Here is a 19,141-nt window from a genome sequence, read left to right on the forward strand (position 1 = left end):
TAGCGAGACTGGCGGGAAAGGCCACCCCAACATTGGTCTAGAGCCCTCATCGAACATTTTCTCATCGCACTCTTATCCGCTCGTGGGTGCGGCTTGGCAAGTGACAAGACAAGTGCCTGAGCTATAGTCAGTTTTCTTGCAGAAGGGACAGAAACATGACCGAATTCCATGCCGAACGCCGTCATTTCAAGCGTATCGCCTTCGATGCCCGGACCGAGCTGAGCCAGGGCGAAAATGTCTGGCCGGTGAAGCTGGTCGATCTGTCGCTCAAGGGCCTGCTGATCGGTCGGCCCTCACCTTGGCTGGGCGATCCTGCAGAACCATTTTTTGTGGACGTTCATCTGAGCGAACAGGTTGACGTACGAATGGAAGTCCAACTCAGCCACGACAATAACGGCCAATTGGGATTCGCCTGCCTGCATATCGACCTCGAATCGATCAGCCACTTGCGCAGGCTGGTCGAATTGAACCTTGGCGATCCGGCCGAACTTGAGCGGGAACTGGGTTCATTGATCGAAGTGTAAGGCTGTCCAGTCACCCCCGGCACAAGCGTGGTGCCGATACCTTCAACGCCTCATCGCCATAGTGCACGCCACCGCCAGATCCCGCCTTCTCCCCATTGGACCGAATCTTGCTTTTGAAAGCGAAGAGGCATTCGGCTGCGCGACGAATTCGCCAAAAGCCGCGTGCTAGAGGCTTAATTCCAATGAATCTAAAATCTTGTATACAATTTAGTAGCCAATCATCCTGGTTGTTGTCTACAGTACGCCCACAACAATAAATCGAGATGCCATCTCCATGAAAACGTCCACCGCTACCACGTCTGCGGAGCAACGCCCTGAAGACGAAAACCTCGGTATTGGCGCCAATATGGCTTACGGCCTGCAACACGTTCTGACCATGTATGGCGGCATTGTCGCGGTGCCGCTCATTCTCGGTCAGGCTGCAGGCCTGGCACCCGCCGACATCGGTCTGTTAATCGCTGCATCCTTGTTCGCCGGTGGCCTGGCGACCCTGCTGCAAACAATCGGTATTCCCTTCTTCGGCTGTCAGTTGCCGCTGGTACAGGGCGTTTCCTTTGCCGGCGTGGCAACCATGGGGGCAATCCTCAGCAATGGCGGCGGCATGCCGGCGGTACTCGGCTCGGTCATGGCGGCTTCCTTGATCGGGTTGTTGATTACCCCGATATTCTCGCGCGTCATCCGCTTCTTCCCGCCGCTGGTAACGGGCGTCGTGATTACCACCATCGGTTTGACCCTGATGCCCGTGGCAGCACGCTGGGTCATGGGTGGCAACAGCCATTCGCCCGACTTCGGCAGCATGGCCAACATCGGTCTGGCAGCAATCACCTTCGTCATCGTGCTGGTACTGAGCAAGCTGGGCAGTGCAGCGATTTCGCGTCTGTCGATCCTTCTGGCGATGGTGATCGGCACGCTGATCGCAGTAGCCCTGGGCATGGCCGACTTCTCCAAAGTGGCCGAAGGCCCGCTGCTGGCAATGCCTTCGCCGTTCCACTTTGGCATGCCGACCTTCCAGATCGCCGCCATCATCTCGATGTGCATCGTGATCATGGTGACCCTGGTGGAAACCTCGGCCGATATCCTGGCGGTCGGTGAAATCATCGATACCAAGGTGGATTCCAAGCGCCTGGGCAACGGGCTGCGCGCCGACATGCTGTCGAGCATGATCGCACCAGTGTTCGGCTCCTTCACCCAGAGCGCCTTTGCCCAGAACGTCGGCCTGGTTGCGGTGACGGGCGTGAAAAGCCGCTTCGTGGTTGCCACCGGCGGGGTCTTTCTGGTCGTGCTCGGCCTGTTGCCGGTGATGGGCCGGGTCATTGCCGCCGTACCGACCTCGGTGCTCGGTGGCGCCGGTATCGTACTGTTCGGCACTGTGGCCGCCAGCGGCATCCGTACCCTGTCGAAAGTCGACTACCGCAACAACATGAACCTGATCATCGTCGCCGCGTCCCTGGGTTTCGGCATGATCCCGATCGCCGCACCGAACTTCTACGACCACTTCCCAACCTGGTTCGGCACCATCTTCCACTCGGGCATCAGCTCGGCAGCCATCATGGCGATCCTGTTGAACCTGGCGTTCAACCACTTCACCACGGGCAACTCGGACCAGCAATCGGTGTTCGTGGCAGCTTCCGAACGCACCTTGCGGGTGCAGGATATCGCCGCTCTGCACGATGGCGACTACTTCCAGGACGGCAAGTTGTATGACATCGACGGCAAGGAAATTCCGTTGACCAACGATAGTTCCCACGCATCAGGGCAGAGCAAGCGGCCGCTCGAGGTGGCCGGGGCTTCGGAGCACTGAACCCGACCTGCCTGAACAAGGGCCGGCGCTATCCCGGCGCCGGCCCTGCCGTTTCATTCAACTAGTCGAACAACGCATCCAGGGCCTGTTCCAGGCGCGTAACCGCAATCACCTGCAAGCCTGCAGGCGCCTCCTTGGGCGCATTGCCCTTGGGCACGATGGCGCGCTTGAAGCCGTGCTTGGCGGCCTCCTTCAAGCGCTCCTGACCGCTGGGTACCGGGCGAACCTCCCCAGACAGGCCGACCTCACCAAATACCAGCAAGCCATGGGCCAATGGCCGGTTACGCAAGCTGGACATGATCGCCGCCATCAAGGCCAGGTCCGAGGCTGTTTCCAGCACCTTGACCCCGCCGACGACGTTGAGGAACACATCCTGATCGTGGGTTGGAATCCCGCCGTGCCGATGCAGTACGGCCAGCAGCATGGCCAGCCGGTTCGGGTCCAGGCCAAGGGTGACCCGACGCGGGTTGGACAAGTGGCTGTCGTCGACCAGCGCCTGAACCTCCACCAGCATCGGCCGGGTACCCTCCCAGGTGGCCATGACGACACTGCCGGGCACTTCTTCCTGGGCACGATTGAGGAAAATTGCCGAAGGGTTGGAGACTTCCTTGAGCCCCTTGTCGGTCATGCCGAACACACCCAACTCGTTGACCGCGCCAAAACGATTCTTGACCGCCCGCAGCAAACGCAGGCGACCATCGGACTCGCCTTCGAAATAGAGCACGGTATCGACCATATGCTCCAGTACCCGGGGACCTGCCAGCGAACCCTCCTTGGTCACGTGCCCCACCAGAAAGATCGCCGTGCCGCTTTGCTTGGCATAACGCACCAGCAAGGCCGCGCTTTCGCGCACCTGGGAGACACCGCCCGGCGCGGACTGCAGTTGCTCGGTGAAGATGGTCTGGATGGAGTCGATCACCATGACCTTGGGCTGTTCGACCTTGGCAGTGGCGATGATGCTCTCGATGCAGGTCTCGGTCATGACGCGCAGCTGGTCCTGGGGAAGGCCCAGCCGGCGAGCACGCATGGCGACCTGCTGCTGCGACTCTTCGCCGGTAACGTACAGCGCCGGCATGCCAATGGCGATGTTGCACAAGGTTTGCAGCAGGATGGTCGACTTGCCGATGCCGGGGTCGCCGCCAATGAGCACGACCGAGCCGTCGACCAGGCCGCCACCCAGCACTCGATCGAGTTCGGCACTGGCCGTCGAGAAACGCGGGATTTCCTCGATGCTGACTTCAGCCAGGGTCTTGATCTGGGCCTGCTGCCCCGCCCAACCCGTACGGCCGCTGGGCGGTGCTGCTGCGCCGCTTTCAATCACGGTCTCGACCAGGGTGTTCCAGGCCCCGCATTCGCCGCACTGCCCTGCCCACTTGGGAAAGGTCGCGCCGCACTCGGTGCAGCCGTACATGCGCTTGGCCTTGGCCATCTGGATACCTGCCTGCAAAAGCCCCCATCATAGCCGATGACTGTCGTGCAAAGGGTGCCAAGCGTGATGCGCAAGCCCCGGCCAAGTGCAAAACAATACGTCAAAACTATTCCATGTAAGTGAAGTTGGTTGCAGCAGCGTAGAGCATAAAGCCCATACCTGAATTACACTGCGCTGACCAATCTCATCTGTTACAAGGAATAAACCATGGGCGTGCTAAGTGAGTTCAAAGCCTTCGCGGTCAAAGGTAACGTGGTCGACATGGCTGTCGGTATCATCATCGGCGCAGCATTCGGCAAGATCGTTTCGTCCTTTGTCGGCGACCTGGTGATGCCGCCATTGGGTGTTTTGATCGGCGGAGTAGACTTCACTGACCTGGTCATAACCCTCAAAGCCGCTGAAGGGGAAATACCTGCGGTAGTAATTGCCTATGGCAAGTTCATCCAGACCATCATTGATTTCCTCATTGTTGCCTTAGCGATCTTCATGGGCGTGAAAGTCATCAATAAACTCAAGCGCGAAGAGGCCGTTGCGCCAAGCCTGCCGCCGGTGCCCAGTACGGAAGAAGAACTGCTGAGCGAGATCCGCGATCTGCTCAAGGCACAGAATAATCGACCCCTGAGTTGATCGCGTCAGTAGCAACGGCGCTTTCAGGGCGCCGTGTTTTATGGGTTACCAGTAGTTTTCTACCGCAACTTGACCCGGACGACGGCTCAAACTCAATTGCATGCCGCGTTGTTTGAGCAACTGACGCGTGTCATCGATCATCTGCGGGTTACCGCAAAGCATGACTCTGGAATGTTCGGGGGTCAGTTCCAGGCCTGCGGCCTTTTCCAGGTCGCCATTGGCGATCAACTGCGTGATACGCCCTTGCAAGGTGCCTGGGTGCTGTTCGCGCGTCACAATGGGTATGAACTGTAACTTGCCAGCGTGTTCACGCAGGTAATCACGCTGGGTCAAACCGGCAATCAAATCCGGGTACGCCACATCTCTGGCCTCACGGACGGAATAGACGAGTTTGATCCGCTCGAATTTCTCCCAGACGTCGAAATCCTGCAGGAGCGACAGAAAGGGTGCGATACCGGTTCCCGTGGCCATCAACCAGAGATCTCGGCCATCGACAAAGCGGTCCAGGGTCAGATAACCGAAGGCTTGCCGATCGACCAGCAGGCTATCGCCCTCACGCAAGCGGCTCAATTGGGTGGTGAACTCGCCGCCGGGAACCACGACCGAGAAAAAGTCCAGATACTCGTCAAACGGCGAAGACACCATCGAATAAGCGCGCCAGACCACACTGCCATCGGCCTTGGTCACACCCAGGCGGGCAAACTGTCCGGCCCGAAAGCGAAAGCCCGGATCACGGGTCGTACGCAGGGTAAACAGGCCAGGAGTCAGGGGCTGAACGTCGAGCAGGGTCTGGCGGGTGTACTTCTGGGCGCTGGCAGTCATGGCTGGCTCCATTGAACAGATGGGTACAGTGTGGCGCAAACAGCCGGTGATAAACACCGATGGTTTGTAGTGATATCGGCGGTTCAGCCGGCTTATCTACAAAAACGGCAAGAACATTAGTCTGGCTGGAATGAAAGATACTTGTAAGTACCGGACAAAAATAAACTAACTGTTTAAATGCTCCATTGAGCCTTAACGGAGCCAATGAACAAGAATTAAAGTTATTGTCCGACAATATTGCTGTCCGACAGCTTACCGTCAGCTTCCCGACAGCTTTCACCCGCCCAACATTCTCATTTATATCCCGTTGAAATTTAATGATCTGTTGACAAGAATCAAAAAAACTCACCTTTTTTTGCAGAATTTTCCTACACTCTGCATTCATTGGTCACGTCTTATTGCTGATGGCGTATTGACACCACCCTTCGGCACTGATCGCGCCATGTACATTGGAGGCGTTAAAAAATGGAGTTGTGGAAAGAAGAACAACTTGATCAGTTGCTGAAAGAGGAGGACGAAGGAAAGATTCTACTCACCGCCATGTCGATGGCACAGCAACTGGACTTCGAGTTTTTATCGTTCGGCATGCGCACCCCTGTTGCAACCATGCAGCCGAAGATCATCATGCTCAGCAACTATCCAAATGAATGGAGCCAGCGCTATAAGCAGGAAAACTATGTAACCGTTGATCCCACAGTTGCACATTGTCTTTCATCGATGTTGCCTATTCTGTGGAGCGACAAAGTGTTCGAAGAGACTCCCGAGTTCTGGGAAGAAGCCAGATCCCATGGCCTTCGCCATGGTTGGGGGCTTTCGGCGCACGATCATCGTGGCCGGGCCAGTATGCTCAGCGTCGGCAGAAGCCACGATGAAGTGAGCATTGGCGAGCTCTATGAAAAAGCCGGCCAGACCTACTGGCTATGCAACCTGCTGCATACGGTGATCGGCGAAAAACCCGTTGACCCGCAGGAAAAGGCGCGTCAATTGACCGATCGTGAAATCGAAGTATTGCGCTGGTCGGCCGAAGGCAAGAAAGCCCATGAGATCGCAGGTATTCTAAAGGTGTCCGAGCGTACCGTAAGCTTCCACGTCAAAAGCGCCATGGACAAGCTGAACGCCCCCAACCGAACGAGCGCGGTCATCCAGGCAGCCATCAACGGCCTGTTCTGACGCAGCAATCATCAAAAAAAGAACGTAGAATCGCTGCGCACCCTCAGCAGCCAACGGCGGTTGCTGCCCCCTCATCCGTTAGCGTCTGTTCTGCGAGTTCCAACCCTGCGAGACTTGCGTAAAAAAGAGCCGATCAGCCAGAGTCCTCGCCCCATGCCCCTGTTGACCAGTCCGTTCGCCGAACTCGACCTCCTCCGCCAGCCAGAGCAGGCCAACGAGCCATTGCAGGCCTTCGATGCAGCCGATGAGTACCTGCTCAAGTACATCGCTGAACAGAATCTTCCTGCCACCTGCCGGGTCCTGATTCTCAACGACAACTTCGGAGCGCTGGCGATCAGCCTCAATCGGCATATGGTCGTGGTCAGCAGCAGCGACTCCTTTCTCGGCACCCTGGCGCTGGAAAAGAACCTGGTGCGCAACGGGCAACCGTTCGATGCGGTCACCGTGATACCGGCCAGCACCCAGTGGCAAGGCCTGTTCGACCGGGTGCTGATCCGGGTGCCGAAAACCCTGGCTTTGCTGGAGGAGCAGTTGATCCGCCTGCAAGGTCATCTGGCCGCCGATGCCCAAGTCATCGCCGGGGCGATGATCAAGCACCTGCCTCGCGCGGCGGGCGATCTGCTGGAAAAATACATCGGCCCGGTACAGGCCTCCCTGGCCGAGAAAAAGGCCCGGTTGCTGACTGCCCGCGCTGAACCCCGGGCAGCGGCGGTGTCACCCTACCCCAGCCGCTACCGCCTCGATGAGCCAGCCATCGAACTGCTCAACCATGCCAACGTGTTCTGCCGCGAAGGGCTGGACATCGGCACCCGCGCCTTCCTCCCGCATTTGCCGCGCAACCTCGGCAATGCCCGCGTCGCCGACCTTGGCTGCGGCAATGGCGTGCTGGCGATTGCCAGTGCACTGCAAAACCCCCAGGCGCATTACACGCTGGTCGATGAGTCGTACATGGCCGTGCAGTCGGCCAGCGAAAACTGGCACGCAGCGCTCGGCGAACGTGAAGTGGACATTCAGGCCGGGGATGGCCTGGCCGCTCAGCCTGCCCAATCGCTGGACGTTGTGCTGTGCAATCCACCCTTCCATCAGCAACAGGTGGTTGGCGACTTCCTCGCCTGGCGAATGTTTCAACAAGCCCGTGAAGCCCTCGTAGTCGGGGGGGCGCTGTATATCGTCGGCAATCGCCACTTGGGTTATCACAGCAAGTTGGCGCGCCTGTTCCGAGGCGTCGAACAAGTGGCGACCACGCCCAAGTTCGTGATCCTTAAAGCGCGCAAATAAAAAACCCCTCCGAAGAGGGGTGTGAAACCGCTGCCGGGCAGCGGGATGGGATTGGGGCGTGTCAGTGCGTACTGAGGCCTGCCGCGCTCATGAACATGCGCATCAGCCCGGCGACGATCGCCAGTGCCGCGACGCTGCCACACCAGATCAGTACCAGCCAGCCCAGGCGCTGCCAGAGCGGCTTCTTCTCGTCCCGGGACGGTGGGTGAAGACTGTCTTTGCCTGTCATTGCCGGAGTCTCCTGCGGGGCACTAGTGATAGCCGTCTTCATGGGTCACCTTGCCGCGGAATACGTAGTAGCTCCAGAAGGTATAGCCCAGGATGAAGGGGATGATAAACAAGGTGCCCACCAGCATGAAACCCTGGCTCTGCGGCGGCGCGGAGGCTTCCCAGATCGAGATCGAGGGCGGCACGATGTTCGGCCACAGGCTGATGCCCAGGCCACTGTAGCCGAGGAAGATCAGCACCAGCGTCAGCAGGAAGGGCGTGTAGTTCGCATTGCGGGCCACGGCGCGCAGCAGGCCATACAGGGTCACCAACACCAGGATCGGCACCGGCAGGAACCAGAACAGGTTCGGCAGGCTGAACCAGCGCTCGGCGATTTCGCTGTGGGCCAGGGGCGTCCAGATGCTGACGATGCCGGTAACCGCCAGCAGCACCAGAGCCAGGGGCCGCGCCAGATCATGCATCTGTTTTTGCAGCTTGCCTTCGGTTTTCATGATCAGCCAGGTACAGCCGAGCAAGGCATAAGCCACAATCAACCCGACGCCACAGAACAGGCTGAACGGCGTCAGCCAATCCAGCGAACCGCCGGCATAGGCGCGGTCGACCACAGGGAGACCGTCGATGAAGGCCCCCAGTGCCACCCCCTGGAAAAAGGTCGCGGTCAATGACCCGCCAATGAACGCCTTGTCCCAGATATGCCGTTTGTTTTCCCTGGCCTTGAAGCGGAACTCAAAGGCCACTCCGCGGAAAATCAGACCGATCAACATCAGGATCAACGGCAGGTACAAGGCCGACAACACCACGGCATAGGCCAGCGGGAAGGCGCCGAACAACGCTGCACCGCCCAGTACCAGCCACGTTTCATTACCGTCCCAGACCGGCGCGACGGTGTTCATCATGACGTCGCGGTCGCTGTCGCCCTTGATGAACGGGAAGAGAATGCCAATTCCCAGGTCAAAGCCATCCATGACCACATACATCATGATCCCGAAGATGATGATGATCGCCCAGATAAGCGGAAGATCGATACCCATGACTCAGTTCCCCTTGCTCAGGCTGTCACTGTGGCCGTTCTCGATGCCTTCATCGGCAGCCGAAAGCGGACGTGCTGGCGTGCGTTTCTGGCCTGGGCCACCCGGGTTGGGTTCCTTGCCCTCGTCGGTTTTCGGCCCCTTGCGCACCAGGCGCATCATGTAGCCCAGGCCGACACCGAACAGCGAGAAATAGACAACCACGAACAACCCGAGTGTCAGGCTCATCTGCGTGAAGCTGTGCCCCGAAGAGGCCTCGGAGGTGCGCATCAGGCCATAGACCACCCACGGTTGACGGCCGATTTCAGTGGTGAACCAGCCCGCCAGGATCGCGATCAGGCCGGACGGCCCCATCCACAAGGTCAGGTGCAGGAACGGACGCGACTGATACAAGGTCCCGCGCTTGCGCAGCCACAGGCTCCAGAGACCGGTCAGGATCATCAGCATGCCAAGGCCGACCATGATCCGGAATGACCAGAACACGATGGTCGAGTTGGGACGGTCCTCGGGGGGAAATTCCTTGAGCGCCGGAATTTGCTTGTCCAGGGAGTGGGTCAGGATGATGCTGCCCAGGTAGGGAATCTCCACGGCAAAGCGGGTCTTCTCGGCTTTCATGTCCGGCCAGCCGAAGAGGATCAATGGCGTTGGCTCATCGCCGACGTTTTCCCAATGCCCCTCGATGGCAGCGATTTTCGCCGGTTGATGCTTGAGCGTATTGAGACCGTGGAAGTCCCCGATCACGGCTTGAACAGGAGCGACGATCAGCGCCATCCACATGGCCATCGAGAGCATTTTGCGAATGGCCGGGTTATCCCGGCCGCGCAGCAAGTGCCAGGCTGCCGAGGCCCCGACGAAGAACGCCGTGGCGACGAAGGCGGCCGTGGCCATATGCATCAGGCGATAGGGGAAGGATGGGTTGAAGATCACCGCCAGCCAGTCCACCGGGATCACCTGGCCATTGACGATTTCGTAACCCTGCGGCGTCTGCATCCAGCTGTTGGAGGCCAGGATCCAGAAGGTGGAGACCAGGGTGCCGATGGCGACCATCACGGTGGCAAAGAAATGCAGGCCGCGACCCACGCGGTTCCAGCCGAACAGCATGACACCGAGAAAACCCGCTTCGAGGAAGAATGCCGTCAGTACTTCATAGGTCAGCAAGGGCCCGGTGACGGAACCGGCAAAGTCGGAAAACCTGCTCCAGTTAGTCCCGAACTGGTAGGCCATGACCAACCCGGAGACCACCCCCATACCGAAGTTGACCGCGAAGATCTTCGACCAGAAGTGGTACAGGTCGCGGTAGACATCCTCACGCGTTTTCAGCCACAAGCCTTCGAGCACCGCCAGGTAACTCGCCAGGCCGATGGTGATGGCCGGAAACAGGATGTGGAAGGAAACAGTGAATGCAAACTGGATTCGGGCGAGATCAATTGCCTCCAAACCGAACATATGACTTCCTCTATCAGTTGAACCGGCTCCAGGCCCCAGGGCCTGCGCCAACTGTCCCACGCCTATGGAATGCGCTGAGTTGAATTTGTTCTTGAATCTTCAAGTCGTAGGGATTCTGGCCAGATGGCCGTCACATCGATCTAAATAGTGTTGATATGGATCAATGGACGTTGAAAGAGTAGTCCCAATCGGTCATCACGACTGTGTGGTCTATTGCCGCGTGACCGGTTGCCTCACCCCCTTTACCTGGCAACGATTCGGTGCGCTGAACGCACACAGCAGCCCGGTGCGGCAGACGCCCTTGAATAAAGGCCTTGCCACGCTGGACTCGTTGCTGGCCGACGGTGCCGGCGGTAGTGCTGGGCGGGGTGGGTACGCTGGCAGTGACCGGGTTGTGGATGAAGCTGTTCCCGACGTTGGCGGGGCGAGACTCTATGCATACAAGAGATGCGCGAAAATTGTGATTGCGACCACTTTGCGGTCGATCGCGGGCAAGGCTAGGCGCCCCCGCCGCTCCTACATGGGTTACGCGGACCTTGTAGGAGCGGCGGGGGCGCCTAGCCTTGCCCGCGAAAAGGGCTAAACGCGCATCTCCTGTTCCAACACCGCCCGCTTGGCCTTGCCCGCCAACTGCTCGACCAGCGTCAAGGCAAACTCAAGCGCACCACCCGAGCCCTTCGCCGTAATACAGTTGCCATCGACCACCACCTGCTGGTCGACATAGTTGCAGCCCGTCAGGTGATGGCTGACGTCAGGGAGACAGGTCATGCGCCGCCCACGCAAAATCCCGAAAGCCTGCAAGCCAAAGACCGGAGCTTCGGCGATGGCGGCAAATAGCTTCCCGGCTGCCGCCTGCTGTTTCATTCGCTGCATCAAGGGTTGATGCGCCCCCAGATGACTGGCGCCCGGCATGCCGCCCGGCAATACGATCAGATCGAACTCCTGGGCCAGCACATCGACCACCATCGCATCGGCGGTAAGCCGCGTGCCGCGCGCGCAGGTCAACATGCGGCGTCCTTCGATACTGGCCACCACCACTTCGATTCCGGCCCGGCGCAATACATCAATCAGGGTCACGCTCTGCAGATCATCTACTCCGTTGGCAACAGCAATCATGGCTCGTTGGCTCATGGGCATACTCCAGTGGGCTATCCGTAAAGCTTAGTTGAACGTTCAGCGCATAAATTCACTGACCCAGGCCTAGCTGGTATGATGCGCGGCTTTTTTCCGACCCATGGAAAACCGCAGATGCATGCAGTCTGTGCTTTGCTACTTGGGTCGACACTATCACGGCGCCGGAGTGCGCCACGGGGAGCGGGCATGCTGGAAAGGCTGTTTCAACTCAAGGCACACGACACCAATGTGCGCACCGAGATACTTGCGGGCATCACTACCTTCCTGGCCATGGCCTACATCCTGTTCGTCAACCCGAGCATTCTCGGTGAAACCGGCATGGACAAGGGCGCAGTCTTTGTCGCTACCTGCCTGGCCGCGGCCATCGGCTCTACCACCATGGGCCTGATCGCCAACTACCCGATAGCCCTGGCGCCGGGAATGGGCCTGAACGCCTTTTTCACCTACACCGTCGTGCTGAACATGGGCCACACCTGGCAGGTCGCCCTGGGCGCGGTGTTCATTTCCGCCGTGATGTTCTTTCTGCTGTCGATCTTTCGGATCCGGGAGTGGATCGTCAACAGCATCCCGCTGCCGCTGCGCTCGGCGATTGCCGCCGGTATCGGCCTGTTCCTGGCGCTGATTGCCTTGCACAACGCCGGCATCGTGGTCGACAACCCGGCGACCCTGGTCGGCCTGGGCGATCTCAAGCAACCGGCGCCGGTCCTGGCAGTGCTTGGCTTCTTCCTTATTTGTGCCCTGGAAGCAATGCACATGCGCGGCGCGGTACTGATCGGCATTCTGGCCGTGACCATCGTGTCCATCGCGCTGGGCGTTACCGCCTTCGGCGGCGTGGTCTCGATGCCGCCCTCGCTGGCCCCGACCTTCCTTCAACTGGACATCAAAGGCGCCCTGGACATCGGCCTGGTCAGCGTGATTTTCGCCTTCCTGTTCGTCGACCTGTTCGACAACTCCGGCACCCTGATCGGTGTGGCCAAGCGCGCCGGGCTGATGCGCAAGGACGGCTACTTGCCGAAAATGGGCCGGGCGCTGATCGCCGACAGTACCGCCGCCATGGCCGGTTCCCTGCTGGGCACCTCGACCACCACCAGCTACATCGAATCGGCAGCAGGCGTCAGCGCCGGTGGCCGTACGGGCCTGACTGCCATAGTGGTTGCCATCCTGTTCCTGCTGGCACTGTTCTTTGCCCCGCTGGCCGGTAGCGTGCCCGCCTTTGCCACGGCGCCGGCGCTGTTTTTCGTCGCCGTGCTGATGGCCTCGGGCCTGGCCGAGATAAACTGGGATGACATCACCGAAGCGGCACCCGTGGTGATCACCGCCCTGGCCATGCCACTGACTTACTCGATCGCCAACGGCATTGCCTTCGGCTTCATTTCCTGGACGGCGATCAAGCTGCTGTCGGGTCGCCGTCGCGACCTGAACTCGGCGCTGGTGGTCTTGTCGATTCTGTTCGTTATCAAGCTGGGCTGGTTCAACGCATGAGTGCTGTCGCTTTCGATCCATCGGACTATAACCGCCAGCTCGACGCCAAGGTCGAGCGCCTGCGTGAGCTGCTGGCACCCTTTGATGCACCGCAACCGGCGGTGTTCGACTCGCCGCGCGAGCAGTATCGCCTGCGCGCCGAGTTCCGCCTGTGGCGCGAGAATGAGCAGCGCTTCTACGCCATGTTCGCCCCCGGCGAAAAGCACACGCCGATCCTGATCGAGGATTTTCCCATCGCCAGCCAGCGCATCAATGAGCTGATGCCGCGGCTCAAGGCTGCATGGCAGGCCAGTTCGGCGCTGAGCTTCAAGCTGTTCCAGGTCGAGTTTCTGACCACCCTGGCGGGCGATGCGATGATTACCCTGTGCTATCACCGCCCGCTGGACGAACATTGGCACAGTGCTGCCGAACGACTGGCAGCCGAGCTCGACGTCAGCATCATTGGCCGCTCCAAGGGCAAGCGCGTGGTGATCGGTCGCGATTATGCCGTTGAAGAGCTGCAGGTAGCTGGTCGCACGTTCCGTTTCCGCCAGCCCGAAGGCGCCTTCACTCAGCCCAACGGCATGGTCAACCAGAAGATGCTCAACTGGGCCTTTGAGGCCCTGGGCGAACGCCAGGACGACCTGCTGGAGCTGTATTGCGGCAACGGCAACTTCACCCTGCCGCTGGCCACCCGGGTGCGCAAGGTACTGGCAACCGAGATCAGCAAGACCTCGGTCAGCGCCGCGTTGCATAACCTCATCGACAACGGCGTGGATAACGTCACCCTGGTGCGCCTGTCTGCCGAAGAACTCACCGAAGCGCTCAATGAAGTCCGCCCGTTCCGCCGCCTGCAAGGCGTCGATTTGAAGAGCTACCAGTTCGGCAGCGTCTTCGTCGACCCGCCCCGCGCCGGCATGGACCCGGACACCTGCGAGCTGACCCGACGCTTCGACAACATCCTGTACATCTCCTGCAACCCGGAAACGTTGGCTGCGAACATTGCCCAATTGCACGACACCCACAGGGTCGAGCGTTGTGCATTGTTTGATCAGTTTCCGTATACGCATCATATGGAGAATGGGGTGTTGCTGGTTCGGCGCTGAGACAGCGGCGCCTGCATCGCTGGCAAGCCGGCTCCTACAAGGGCTCACCGCAACTCCTGTAGGAGCGGCGGGGGCGCCTAGCCTTGCCAGCGATGAGGCCCTATCAGCCCAATACAAATCTGCCCCGAGCACATCCGCATCTCTGTCCGATAAGCGAACAGTAAATGCGTCAAGCCTCTGCATTCGATTGACTGGATTAACCAGTTAGTACAATTTATCTCGACTGACTCCCCGTCTACCCAAAAACAACAACGGAGCTTTCCAGATGAGTCGTACCGTCCTGGTCCTCAATGGCCCCAACCTAAATATGCTCGGCACCCGCGAACCGACCACCTACGGTCACGATACCCTGGCCGATATCTCGAACCTGTGCCGCCAGACTGCCGATGAACTCGAACTGACGCTCGAGTTTCGCCAGACCAACCACGAAGGCGAACTGATCGATTGGATTCATCAGGCCCGCACCCGTTGTGCGGCGATCGTGATCAACCCCGCAGCCTGGACCCACACCTCGGTGGCCATTCGCGACGCGCTGGTGGCCAGCGAGTTGCCGGTAATTGAAGTCCATATCTCCAACGTGCATGCCCGCGAGGCGTTCCGCCATCACAGTTTTGTCTCGGCCATCGCGGTGGCGGTGCTGTGCGGCTTCGGTGTGCAGGGCTATCGCATGGCCTTGCAACACGTCAGTTACCTGTTGAACGGCAAGGGGTGAAGAACATGGCTACCCAACCAAGCATTCTCGCCGGCCTGATCGGCGCCGGTATCCAGGCCTCGCGCACCCCTGCCCTGCATGAGCGCGAAGGCGCGGCGCAGGGGATGGGCTATGTGTATCGGCTGATCGACCTGGATCAATTGAAACTCGACTGCAATGCCCTGGAAGAACTGCTGACGGCCGCCGAGCGCATGAGCTTCACAGGGCTTAACATCACCTTCCCGTGCAAGCAGGCGATCATCCCCCTGCTCGACGATTTATCCCCGGAAGCCCGCGGCATCGGTGCGGTGAACACCGTGGTGCTCAAGGACGGTAAACGCGTCGGCCACAACACCGACTGCCTGGGTTTTGCCGAGGGCTTTCGCCGGGGCCTGGCCGACGTCCCCCGTGAGCGCGTGGTGCAGATGGGTGCAGGCGGCGCCGGTGCTGCGGTCGCTCACGCGCTGTTGAGCGAAGGCGTGGGCCAGCTGAGCATTTTCGATGTGGATACGAGCCGCGCCCAGGCCTTGGCCGACAATCTCAACCAGCACTTCGAAGGTGGCCGGGCGCGGGTTGGCAGTGATCTGGCCAGTACGCTGCAAGCCGCTGACGGCCTGGTCAACACCACCCCCATGGGCATGGCCAAACTGCCTGGCATGCCGGTGCCAAAGGAGTTACTGCGCCCAGCGCTCTGGGTTGCCGAAATCGTCTACTTTCCGCTGGAAACCGAATTGCTGCGCGAAGCCAGTGCCTTGGGTTGCCGTACCCTGAACGGCGGAACCATGGCGGTCTTCCAGGCCGTGAAGGCCTTCGAGCTGTTCAGTGGCCAGAGCGCCAACGCCCAGCGCATGATCGAGCATTTCAACAGCCTCGACGGCTGATCCCCGGACGCGCCGATTACTAGATGATCGGCTTGAGCATTGCCTGCGCTTCATACAGCGCAGGCAAATACCGCTGCTGCATGGCCTCGACCGTCATGCGCGAGGCATGGGTGGTGAGCGAAAGCGCCGCCTTGAGCTCGCCCTTGCGATCACGCAGGGGGACGCCGAGCACCCGCATGCCAATTTCATATTCCTGATCCACCACTGAAAATCCTTGCAGGGCGACCTTGCGCAACTCTGCGTTGATGTCGTCCAGCGAGGTCAGTGTGTAGGGTGTCAGTTCCCGAGGCTGGACCCGGGCAAAATACTGCGCGAGTTCTTCCTCGGCCAGTATCGACAGCCAGATGCGCCCGCTGGCGGTGCAGTACATCGGCACCCGCGAACCGGGCCGGATCGACATCGAGGAGATGTGGCTGTAGCGACTGCGCACCACGTGGATGATGTCATCACCGTCCCGCACCCCCACCGACACATGCTCCTGAGTGGTCCGCGCCACCTGCTCGACAATCGGCCGGAGCATGCGCGGAAGCTGCGCCGAATCCACATAAGCCTGGCCGATGCGCAGGGCCTTGGCTGTCAGCCAGTACTGGCGTCCGTCCGTCTCGACAAACCGTTCATGCACCAGCGTCAGCAAAAAGCGCCGCGCCGCGCTTTGGGTCAGCCCGGCCATGCGCGCTGCCTGCGGCACGCTCAGGCGCGGGGTTTCTTCGCTGAACAGCTGCATCAGGCCCAGGCCCTTCTGCAAGCCGACGATCAGGTCACGGGGATGAATAACGGGATCTTTCATGTTCGGGCGCCAACGAAATCAGCCAATTAGTGCGATTATCGCAGTAGCACTGCGATTAACAAGCAAAAGCGCCGACAGCCGCATTGTTGCTCTCCCGACCGCCTCGCAAGATGGAGCCACAACAACTCCAACCAGGTCAGGAGATCATCATGATCCGCGGCTCGACTGAATTAGTGGCGATCCTGGGCTCACCCATTGCCCAGGTAAAATCCCCGGAAAACTTCAATAGCTGGTTTGCGGCCCACGATGCCGATCTGGCCATGCTCGCCATCGACATGAGCGAACCGGCGCTTGCAGGCTTCATCGCGTCCCTGCGTGGCTGGAACAACCTGCGCGGTTGTGTAGTGACCGTCCCCTACAAGCAAAGCCTGGTGCCATTGCTCGACGAGTTGAGTGAACGGGCTGCGGCGCTGCGCTCGGTCAATGTGATCCGCCGCGAAGCCAATGGCCGCCTGATTGGCGACAACGTCGATGGCGCAGGCTTCCTCAAGGCCGCCCGTGCCCACGGCTTCCAGCCTGCCGGCAAGCAGGCACTGGTGCTGGGATCCGGCGGCGTCGGGGCGGCCATCGCCTATGCCCTTGCTGAAGCTGGCGTACGCCGCCTGACGGTCGCCGATGTCCGTCCCGCCCAGGCCCAGGCGCTGGGCGATCTGCTCAAGCGCGCCTTTCCTGCGCTCGACATTGGTTATGGGGTCGAGGATTTGTCCGAGGTCGACCTGCTGGTCAACGCCTCGCCGGTGGGCATGGGTGACAGCGGTGAACTGCCGGTCCCGGTCACCCTGCTGGAAAGCCTGAATAGTGCAGCGCTGGTCGCCGATGTGGTGACTCAGCCGGTCATCACTCCCCTGCTGGCACTGGCCCGCGAACGCGGCTGCTGCATCCAGACCGGCCCGGAAATGGCCCGGGCGCAGATGGGCAATCTGGGCGCCTTCATGGGCGTCATGCCGGTGGACGCTTGAGCGCACAAGGGGCAACAGCATGAACGCATTGACTCATCCCGCTGAGCACAACCAGGCGCAAGCCTGGACCCACCACCATGACGTAGTCGTACTCGGCAGCGGGGCCGCCGGCTTTGCTGCCGCGACTACCGCTGCCTGCCGTGGCCTGAAGGTATTGCTGGTCGAGAAGGCCGCAACCTTTGGCGGTACTTCGGCGGTTTCCGGCGGCGCCATCTGGATCCATGGCAGCGACCAGGCCCGAGCCGCCGGCATCGAAGACAGCCGCGCCGCAGTACGCACTTACCTGCAAAAAACCATCGGTGCCGGCTTCAACGCCGAGTTGATCGACGCCTATATCGAGCGCGGCAGCGAAGCCTTGCGCTTTCTCGAGCAGAACAGCGAACTGGCTTATGTGCTACGGCCCTTCTCGCCCGACTACTACCCGCAGGAAGAAGGCGCTACCGACAGAGGCCGGGCGCTGGAGATGGTCGAATATGACGGTCGTCGTCTCGGGCGCCATTTCAAGCATCTGCGCAAGCCGCCCGAAGGCATGTTGTTGTTCGGCGGCATGATGGTCAATCGCGTCGATATCCAGCACTTTCTCAGTTTCAAGCGTTCCGCGAAATCACTCTGGCACTGCCTCAAGCTGATGGCCCGCTATGGCCGTGACCGCATCAGTCATGAGCGTGGCACTCGCCTGACCGTCGGCAATGCCCTGATCGCCCGACTGGCGACGACAGCCTTTGCCAAGGGCGTCGAACTGTGGCTCGACAGCCAGAGCGAAGCGCTGGTGATCGAACAGGGTCGGGTCACCGGCCTGGTGATTACCCGCAATGGCCAGCGCCTGCGGGTACAGGCTCGCGGCGGCGTGATCTGTGCCACCGGCGGTTTTGCGGCAGGCGAAGTTGCTGCCAGCCAGCGGCCCGACACCGGCAGCGAACACCTGAGCATGTCACCGGCAACCAACACGGGTGATGCCCTGAAGCTTGCCGAGCAGGCGCAGGCTGCGGTCGGCGAAGGGTTGGCAGCCAATTTCTTCTGGGCTCCGGTATCCCAGGTTCGCCGCCCCAATGGCGAGATGGAGCGTTTTCCCCATCTGGTCACCGACCGCGCCAAGCCGGGCATCATTGCGGTCAATCGCACCGGACAACGCTTCGTCAATGAGGCCAACTCCTACCACTGTTTCGTCCAGGCCATGCAGCAGGAAGGCGGCGCCAACGCACCCTGCTGGCTGATTGCCGATGCCCAGGCGCTGAACAGCTATGGCCTGGGCCTGGCACGCCCCAAACCGGTGGATAACTCGAACCTGATCGAGGCGGGCTACCTGCACCGCGCCGATACACCGGAACAACTGGCCCGCCAGTTGGGTATCGACCCCAATGGCCTGGTCGAGACCCTCGTGCGGCACAACACCGACGCACTCAGGGGTGTCGATTCGGCATTCGGCAAGGGTTCGAACAGCTACAACCAATCGTTGGGCGATCCCCATCATCAGCCCAACCCCTGCCTCGCGCCACTGACCAAGGCGCCCTGGTATGCGATCCGCATCGCCACCGGCGACCTCGGTTCGGCGCGCGGCCTGGTGACAAACGCCAACGCCAATGTACTCGATCGTCAGGGCCTACCGATCACGGGCCTGTACGCCGCCGGCAACGACATGAATTCGATCATGGACGGCACCTATCCCGGCCCCGGCATCACCATCGGCCCGGGCCTGACCTTTGGCTATATCGCCGCCACCCACATCGCCGAATGCATCCGCACCGGCGCAAGTCACTGACTGGAGATTC

Annotated in this window: 18 protein-coding genes and 1 pseudogene; 12 read left to right on the plus strand and 7 right to left on the minus strand. The window is 60.3% G+C overall.

All coding sequences use genetic code 11. The features are described from left to right. Positions 1–155: 155 nt before the first annotated feature. A complete protein-coding gene (locus NVV94_RS23000; RefSeq protein WP_258444627.1) occupies positions 156–524 on the plus strand; it encodes a PilZ domain-containing protein in 369 nt (122 codons plus the stop codon). Between the two features lie 274 nt (positions 525–798). Next, the gene (locus tag NVV94_RS23005; protein ID WP_258444628.1) at positions 799–2,325 is read left to right on the plus strand and encodes a nucleobase:cation symporter-2 family protein; all 1,527 of its coding nucleotides are present in this window, start codon (positions 799–801) and stop codon (positions 2,323–2,325) included. Between the two features lie 61 nt (positions 2,326–2,386). Here NVV94_RS23005 and radA read toward each other — a convergent pair whose 3' ends face one another. Then, positions 2,387–3,754 carry a DNA repair protein RadA gene (radA, locus tag NVV94_RS23010; protein WP_258444629.1) on the minus strand — a complete coding sequence of 456 codons (1,368 nt, stop codon included), beginning with the start codon at positions 3,752–3,754 and terminating at the stop codon, positions 2,387–2,389. A gap of 207 nt (positions 3,755–3,961) precedes the next feature. On the opposite strand from radA, the gene mscL reads away from it, so the two are divergent. Continuing rightward, positions 3,962–4,381 (plus strand): large-conductance mechanosensitive channel protein MscL, encoded by a 420-nt coding sequence (gene mscL, locus NVV94_RS23015; RefSeq protein WP_258444630.1) that lies wholly within the window; start codon positions 3,962–3,964, stop codon positions 4,379–4,381. A gap of 45 nt (positions 4,382–4,426) precedes the next feature. Here mscL and NVV94_RS23020 read toward each other — a convergent pair whose 3' ends face one another. Continuing rightward, positions 4,427–5,203, minus strand: coding sequence for a ferredoxin--NADP reductase (locus tag NVV94_RS23020; RefSeq protein WP_258444631.1), 777 nt, complete (start codon positions 5,201–5,203; stop codon positions 4,427–4,429). Positions 5,204–5,668: 465 nt separating this feature from the next. Here NVV94_RS23020 and NVV94_RS23025 point away from each other — a divergent pair, with 465 nt between their 5' ends. Together NVV94_RS23025 and NVV94_RS23030 are read left to right on the plus strand one after the other, a co-directional pair. Next, positions 5,669–6,373, plus strand: a complete 705-nt coding sequence (locus tag NVV94_RS23025) for a LuxR family transcriptional regulator (protein ID WP_258444632.1) — start codon at positions 5,669–5,671, stop codon at positions 6,371–6,373. Positions 6,374–6,526: 153 nt separating this feature from the next. Continuing rightward, positions 6,527–7,651: a methyltransferase gene (locus NVV94_RS23030; RefSeq protein WP_258444633.1), complete on the plus strand. Its 1,125-nt coding sequence runs from the start codon at positions 6,527–6,529 to the stop codon at positions 7,649–7,651. Positions 7,652–7,712: 61 nt separating this feature from the next. Here NVV94_RS23030 and NVV94_RS23035 read toward each other — a convergent pair whose 3' ends face one another. The 3 genes from NVV94_RS23035 to NVV94_RS23045 are packed head-to-tail and all read right to left on the minus strand — an operon-like array spanning position 7,713 to position 10,353. Then, positions 7,713–7,880, minus strand: a complete 168-nt coding sequence (locus NVV94_RS23035; protein WP_258444634.1) for a DUF2474 domain-containing protein — start codon at positions 7,878–7,880, stop codon at positions 7,713–7,715. 22 nt (positions 7,881–7,902) lie between these two features. After that, positions 7,903–8,910, minus strand: coding sequence for a cytochrome d ubiquinol oxidase subunit II (cydB, locus tag NVV94_RS23040; RefSeq protein WP_258444635.1), 1,008 nt, complete (start codon positions 8,908–8,910; stop codon positions 7,903–7,905). A 3-nt stretch (positions 8,911–8,913) separates the two neighbouring features. After that, a complete protein-coding gene (locus NVV94_RS23045; protein WP_258444636.1) occupies positions 8,914–10,353 on the minus strand; it encodes a cytochrome ubiquinol oxidase subunit I in 1,440 nt (479 codons plus the stop codon). A 341-nt stretch (positions 10,354–10,694) separates the two neighbouring features. Between NVV94_RS23045 and NVV94_RS23050 the strand changes: the two are divergent. Then, positions 10,695–10,817: pseudogene (locus tag NVV94_RS23050) on the plus strand (hypothetical protein); the annotation flags it as partial. Between the two features lie 115 nt (positions 10,818–10,932). Here the strand turns inward: NVV94_RS23050 and NVV94_RS23055 are convergent. Next, a complete protein-coding gene (locus tag NVV94_RS23055) occupies positions 10,933–11,484 on the minus strand; it encodes a DJ-1 family glyoxalase III (protein ID WP_258444637.1) in 552 nt (183 codons plus the stop codon). A gap of 189 nt (positions 11,485–11,673) precedes the next feature. On the opposite strand from NVV94_RS23055, the gene NVV94_RS23060 reads away from it, so the two are divergent. The 4 genes from NVV94_RS23060 (at position 11,674) to NVV94_RS23075 (ending at position 15,626) form a co-directional block, all read left to right on the plus strand. After that, complete coding sequence (locus NVV94_RS23060; RefSeq protein ID WP_258444638.1) at positions 11,674–12,969, plus strand: NCS2 family permease; 1,296 nt, start codon at positions 11,674–11,676, stop codon at positions 12,967–12,969. Next, a complete protein-coding gene (trmA, locus tag NVV94_RS23065) occupies positions 12,966–14,054 on the plus strand; it encodes a tRNA (uridine(54)-C5)-methyltransferase TrmA (RefSeq protein ID WP_258444639.1) in 1,089 nt (362 codons plus the stop codon). Before NVV94_RS23060 ends, trmA begins: the two co-directional genes overlap by 4 nt. A 265-nt stretch (positions 14,055–14,319) precedes the next feature. Beyond that, positions 14,320–14,766, plus strand: a complete 447-nt coding sequence (gene aroQ, locus NVV94_RS23070) for a type II 3-dehydroquinate dehydratase (protein ID WP_258444640.1) — start codon at positions 14,320–14,322, stop codon at positions 14,764–14,766. Between the two features lie 5 nt (positions 14,767–14,771). Next, the gene (locus tag NVV94_RS23075; protein WP_258444641.1) at positions 14,772–15,626 is read left to right on the plus strand and encodes a shikimate dehydrogenase; all 855 of its coding nucleotides are present in this window, start codon (positions 14,772–14,774) and stop codon (positions 15,624–15,626) included. 19 nt (positions 15,627–15,645) lie between these two features. Here NVV94_RS23075 and NVV94_RS23080 read toward each other — a convergent pair whose 3' ends face one another. Continuing rightward, positions 15,646–16,413 carry an IclR family transcriptional regulator C-terminal domain-containing protein gene (locus tag NVV94_RS23080; protein ID WP_258444642.1) on the minus strand — a complete coding sequence of 256 codons (768 nt, stop codon included), beginning with the start codon at positions 16,411–16,413 and terminating at the stop codon, positions 15,646–15,648. A 149-nt stretch (positions 16,414–16,562) separates the two neighbouring features. Here NVV94_RS23080 and NVV94_RS23085 point away from each other — a divergent pair, with 149 nt between their 5' ends. Further along, a complete protein-coding gene (locus NVV94_RS23085) occupies positions 16,563–17,372 on the plus strand; it encodes a shikimate dehydrogenase (RefSeq protein WP_258444643.1) in 810 nt (269 codons plus the stop codon). A gap of 19 nt (positions 17,373–17,391) precedes the next feature. Beyond that, positions 17,392–19,131 (plus strand): FAD-dependent oxidoreductase, encoded by a 1,740-nt coding sequence (locus NVV94_RS23090; RefSeq protein WP_258444644.1) that lies wholly within the window; start codon positions 17,392–17,394, stop codon positions 19,129–19,131. Positions 19,132–19,141: the final 10 nt, after the last annotated feature.

This window comes from Pseudomonas sp. LS1212 (assembly GCF_024741815.1).
GTDB lineage: Bacteria > Pseudomonadota > Gammaproteobacteria > Pseudomonadales > Pseudomonadaceae > Aquipseudomonas.

What these genes read in the sequence shown, in the direction of transcription:
- NVV94_RS23000 (WP_258444627.1), top strand. Translation starts at nt 156, where the DNA reads ATGACCGAATTCCATGCCGAACGCCGTCATTTCAAGCGTATCGCCTTC.
- NVV94_RS23060 (WP_258444638.1), top strand. Translation starts at nt 11,674, where the DNA reads ATGCTGGAAAGGCTGTTTCAACTCAAGGCACACGACACCAATGTGCGC.
- NVV94_RS23025 (WP_258444632.1), top strand. Translation starts at nt 5,669, where the DNA reads ATGGAGTTGTGGAAAGAAGAACAACTTGATCAGTTGCTGAAAGAGGAG.
- mscL (WP_258444630.1), top strand. Translation starts at nt 3,962, where the DNA reads ATGGGCGTGCTAAGTGAGTTCAAAGCCTTCGCGGTCAAAGGTAACGTG.
- NVV94_RS23035 (WP_258444634.1), bottom strand. Translation starts at nt 7,880, where the DNA reads ATGACAGGCAAAGACAGTCTTCACCCACCGTCCCGGGACGAGAAGAAG.
- cydB (WP_258444635.1), bottom strand. Translation starts at nt 8,910, where the DNA reads ATGGGTATCGATCTTCCGCTTATCTGGGCGATCATCATCATCTTCGGG.
- NVV94_RS23045 (WP_258444636.1), bottom strand. Translation starts at nt 10,353, where the DNA reads ATGTTCGGTTTGGAGGCAATTGATCTCGCCCGAATCCAGTTTGCATTC.
- NVV94_RS23030 (WP_258444633.1), top strand. Translation starts at nt 6,527, where the DNA reads ATGCCCCTGTTGACCAGTCCGTTCGCCGAACTCGACCTCCTCCGCCAG.
- trmA (WP_258444639.1), top strand. Translation starts at nt 12,966, where the DNA reads ATGAGTGCTGTCGCTTTCGATCCATCGGACTATAACCGCCAGCTCGAC.
- NVV94_RS23090 (WP_258444644.1), top strand. Translation starts at nt 17,392, where the DNA reads ATGAACGCATTGACTCATCCCGCTGAGCACAACCAGGCGCAAGCCTGG.
- NVV94_RS23085 (WP_258444643.1), top strand. Translation starts at nt 16,563, where the DNA reads ATGATCCGCGGCTCGACTGAATTAGTGGCGATCCTGGGCTCACCCATT.
- NVV94_RS23080 (WP_258444642.1), bottom strand. Translation starts at nt 16,413, where the DNA reads ATGAAAGATCCCGTTATTCATCCCCGTGACCTGATCGTCGGCTTGCAG.
- aroQ (WP_258444640.1), top strand. Translation starts at nt 14,320, where the DNA reads ATGAGTCGTACCGTCCTGGTCCTCAATGGCCCCAACCTAAATATGCTC.
- NVV94_RS23005 (WP_258444628.1), top strand. Translation starts at nt 799, where the DNA reads ATGAAAACGTCCACCGCTACCACGTCTGCGGAGCAACGCCCTGAAGAC.
- NVV94_RS23055 (WP_258444637.1), bottom strand. Translation starts at nt 11,484, where the DNA reads ATGAGCCAACGAGCCATGATTGCTGTTGCCAACGGAGTAGATGATCTG.
- NVV94_RS23075 (WP_258444641.1), top strand. Translation starts at nt 14,772, where the DNA reads ATGGCTACCCAACCAAGCATTCTCGCCGGCCTGATCGGCGCCGGTATC.
- NVV94_RS23020 (WP_258444631.1), bottom strand. Translation starts at nt 5,203, where the DNA reads ATGACTGCCAGCGCCCAGAAGTACACCCGCCAGACCCTGCTCGACGTT.
- radA (WP_258444629.1), bottom strand. Translation starts at nt 3,754, where the DNA reads ATGGCCAAGGCCAAGCGCATGTACGGCTGCACCGAGTGCGGCGCGACC.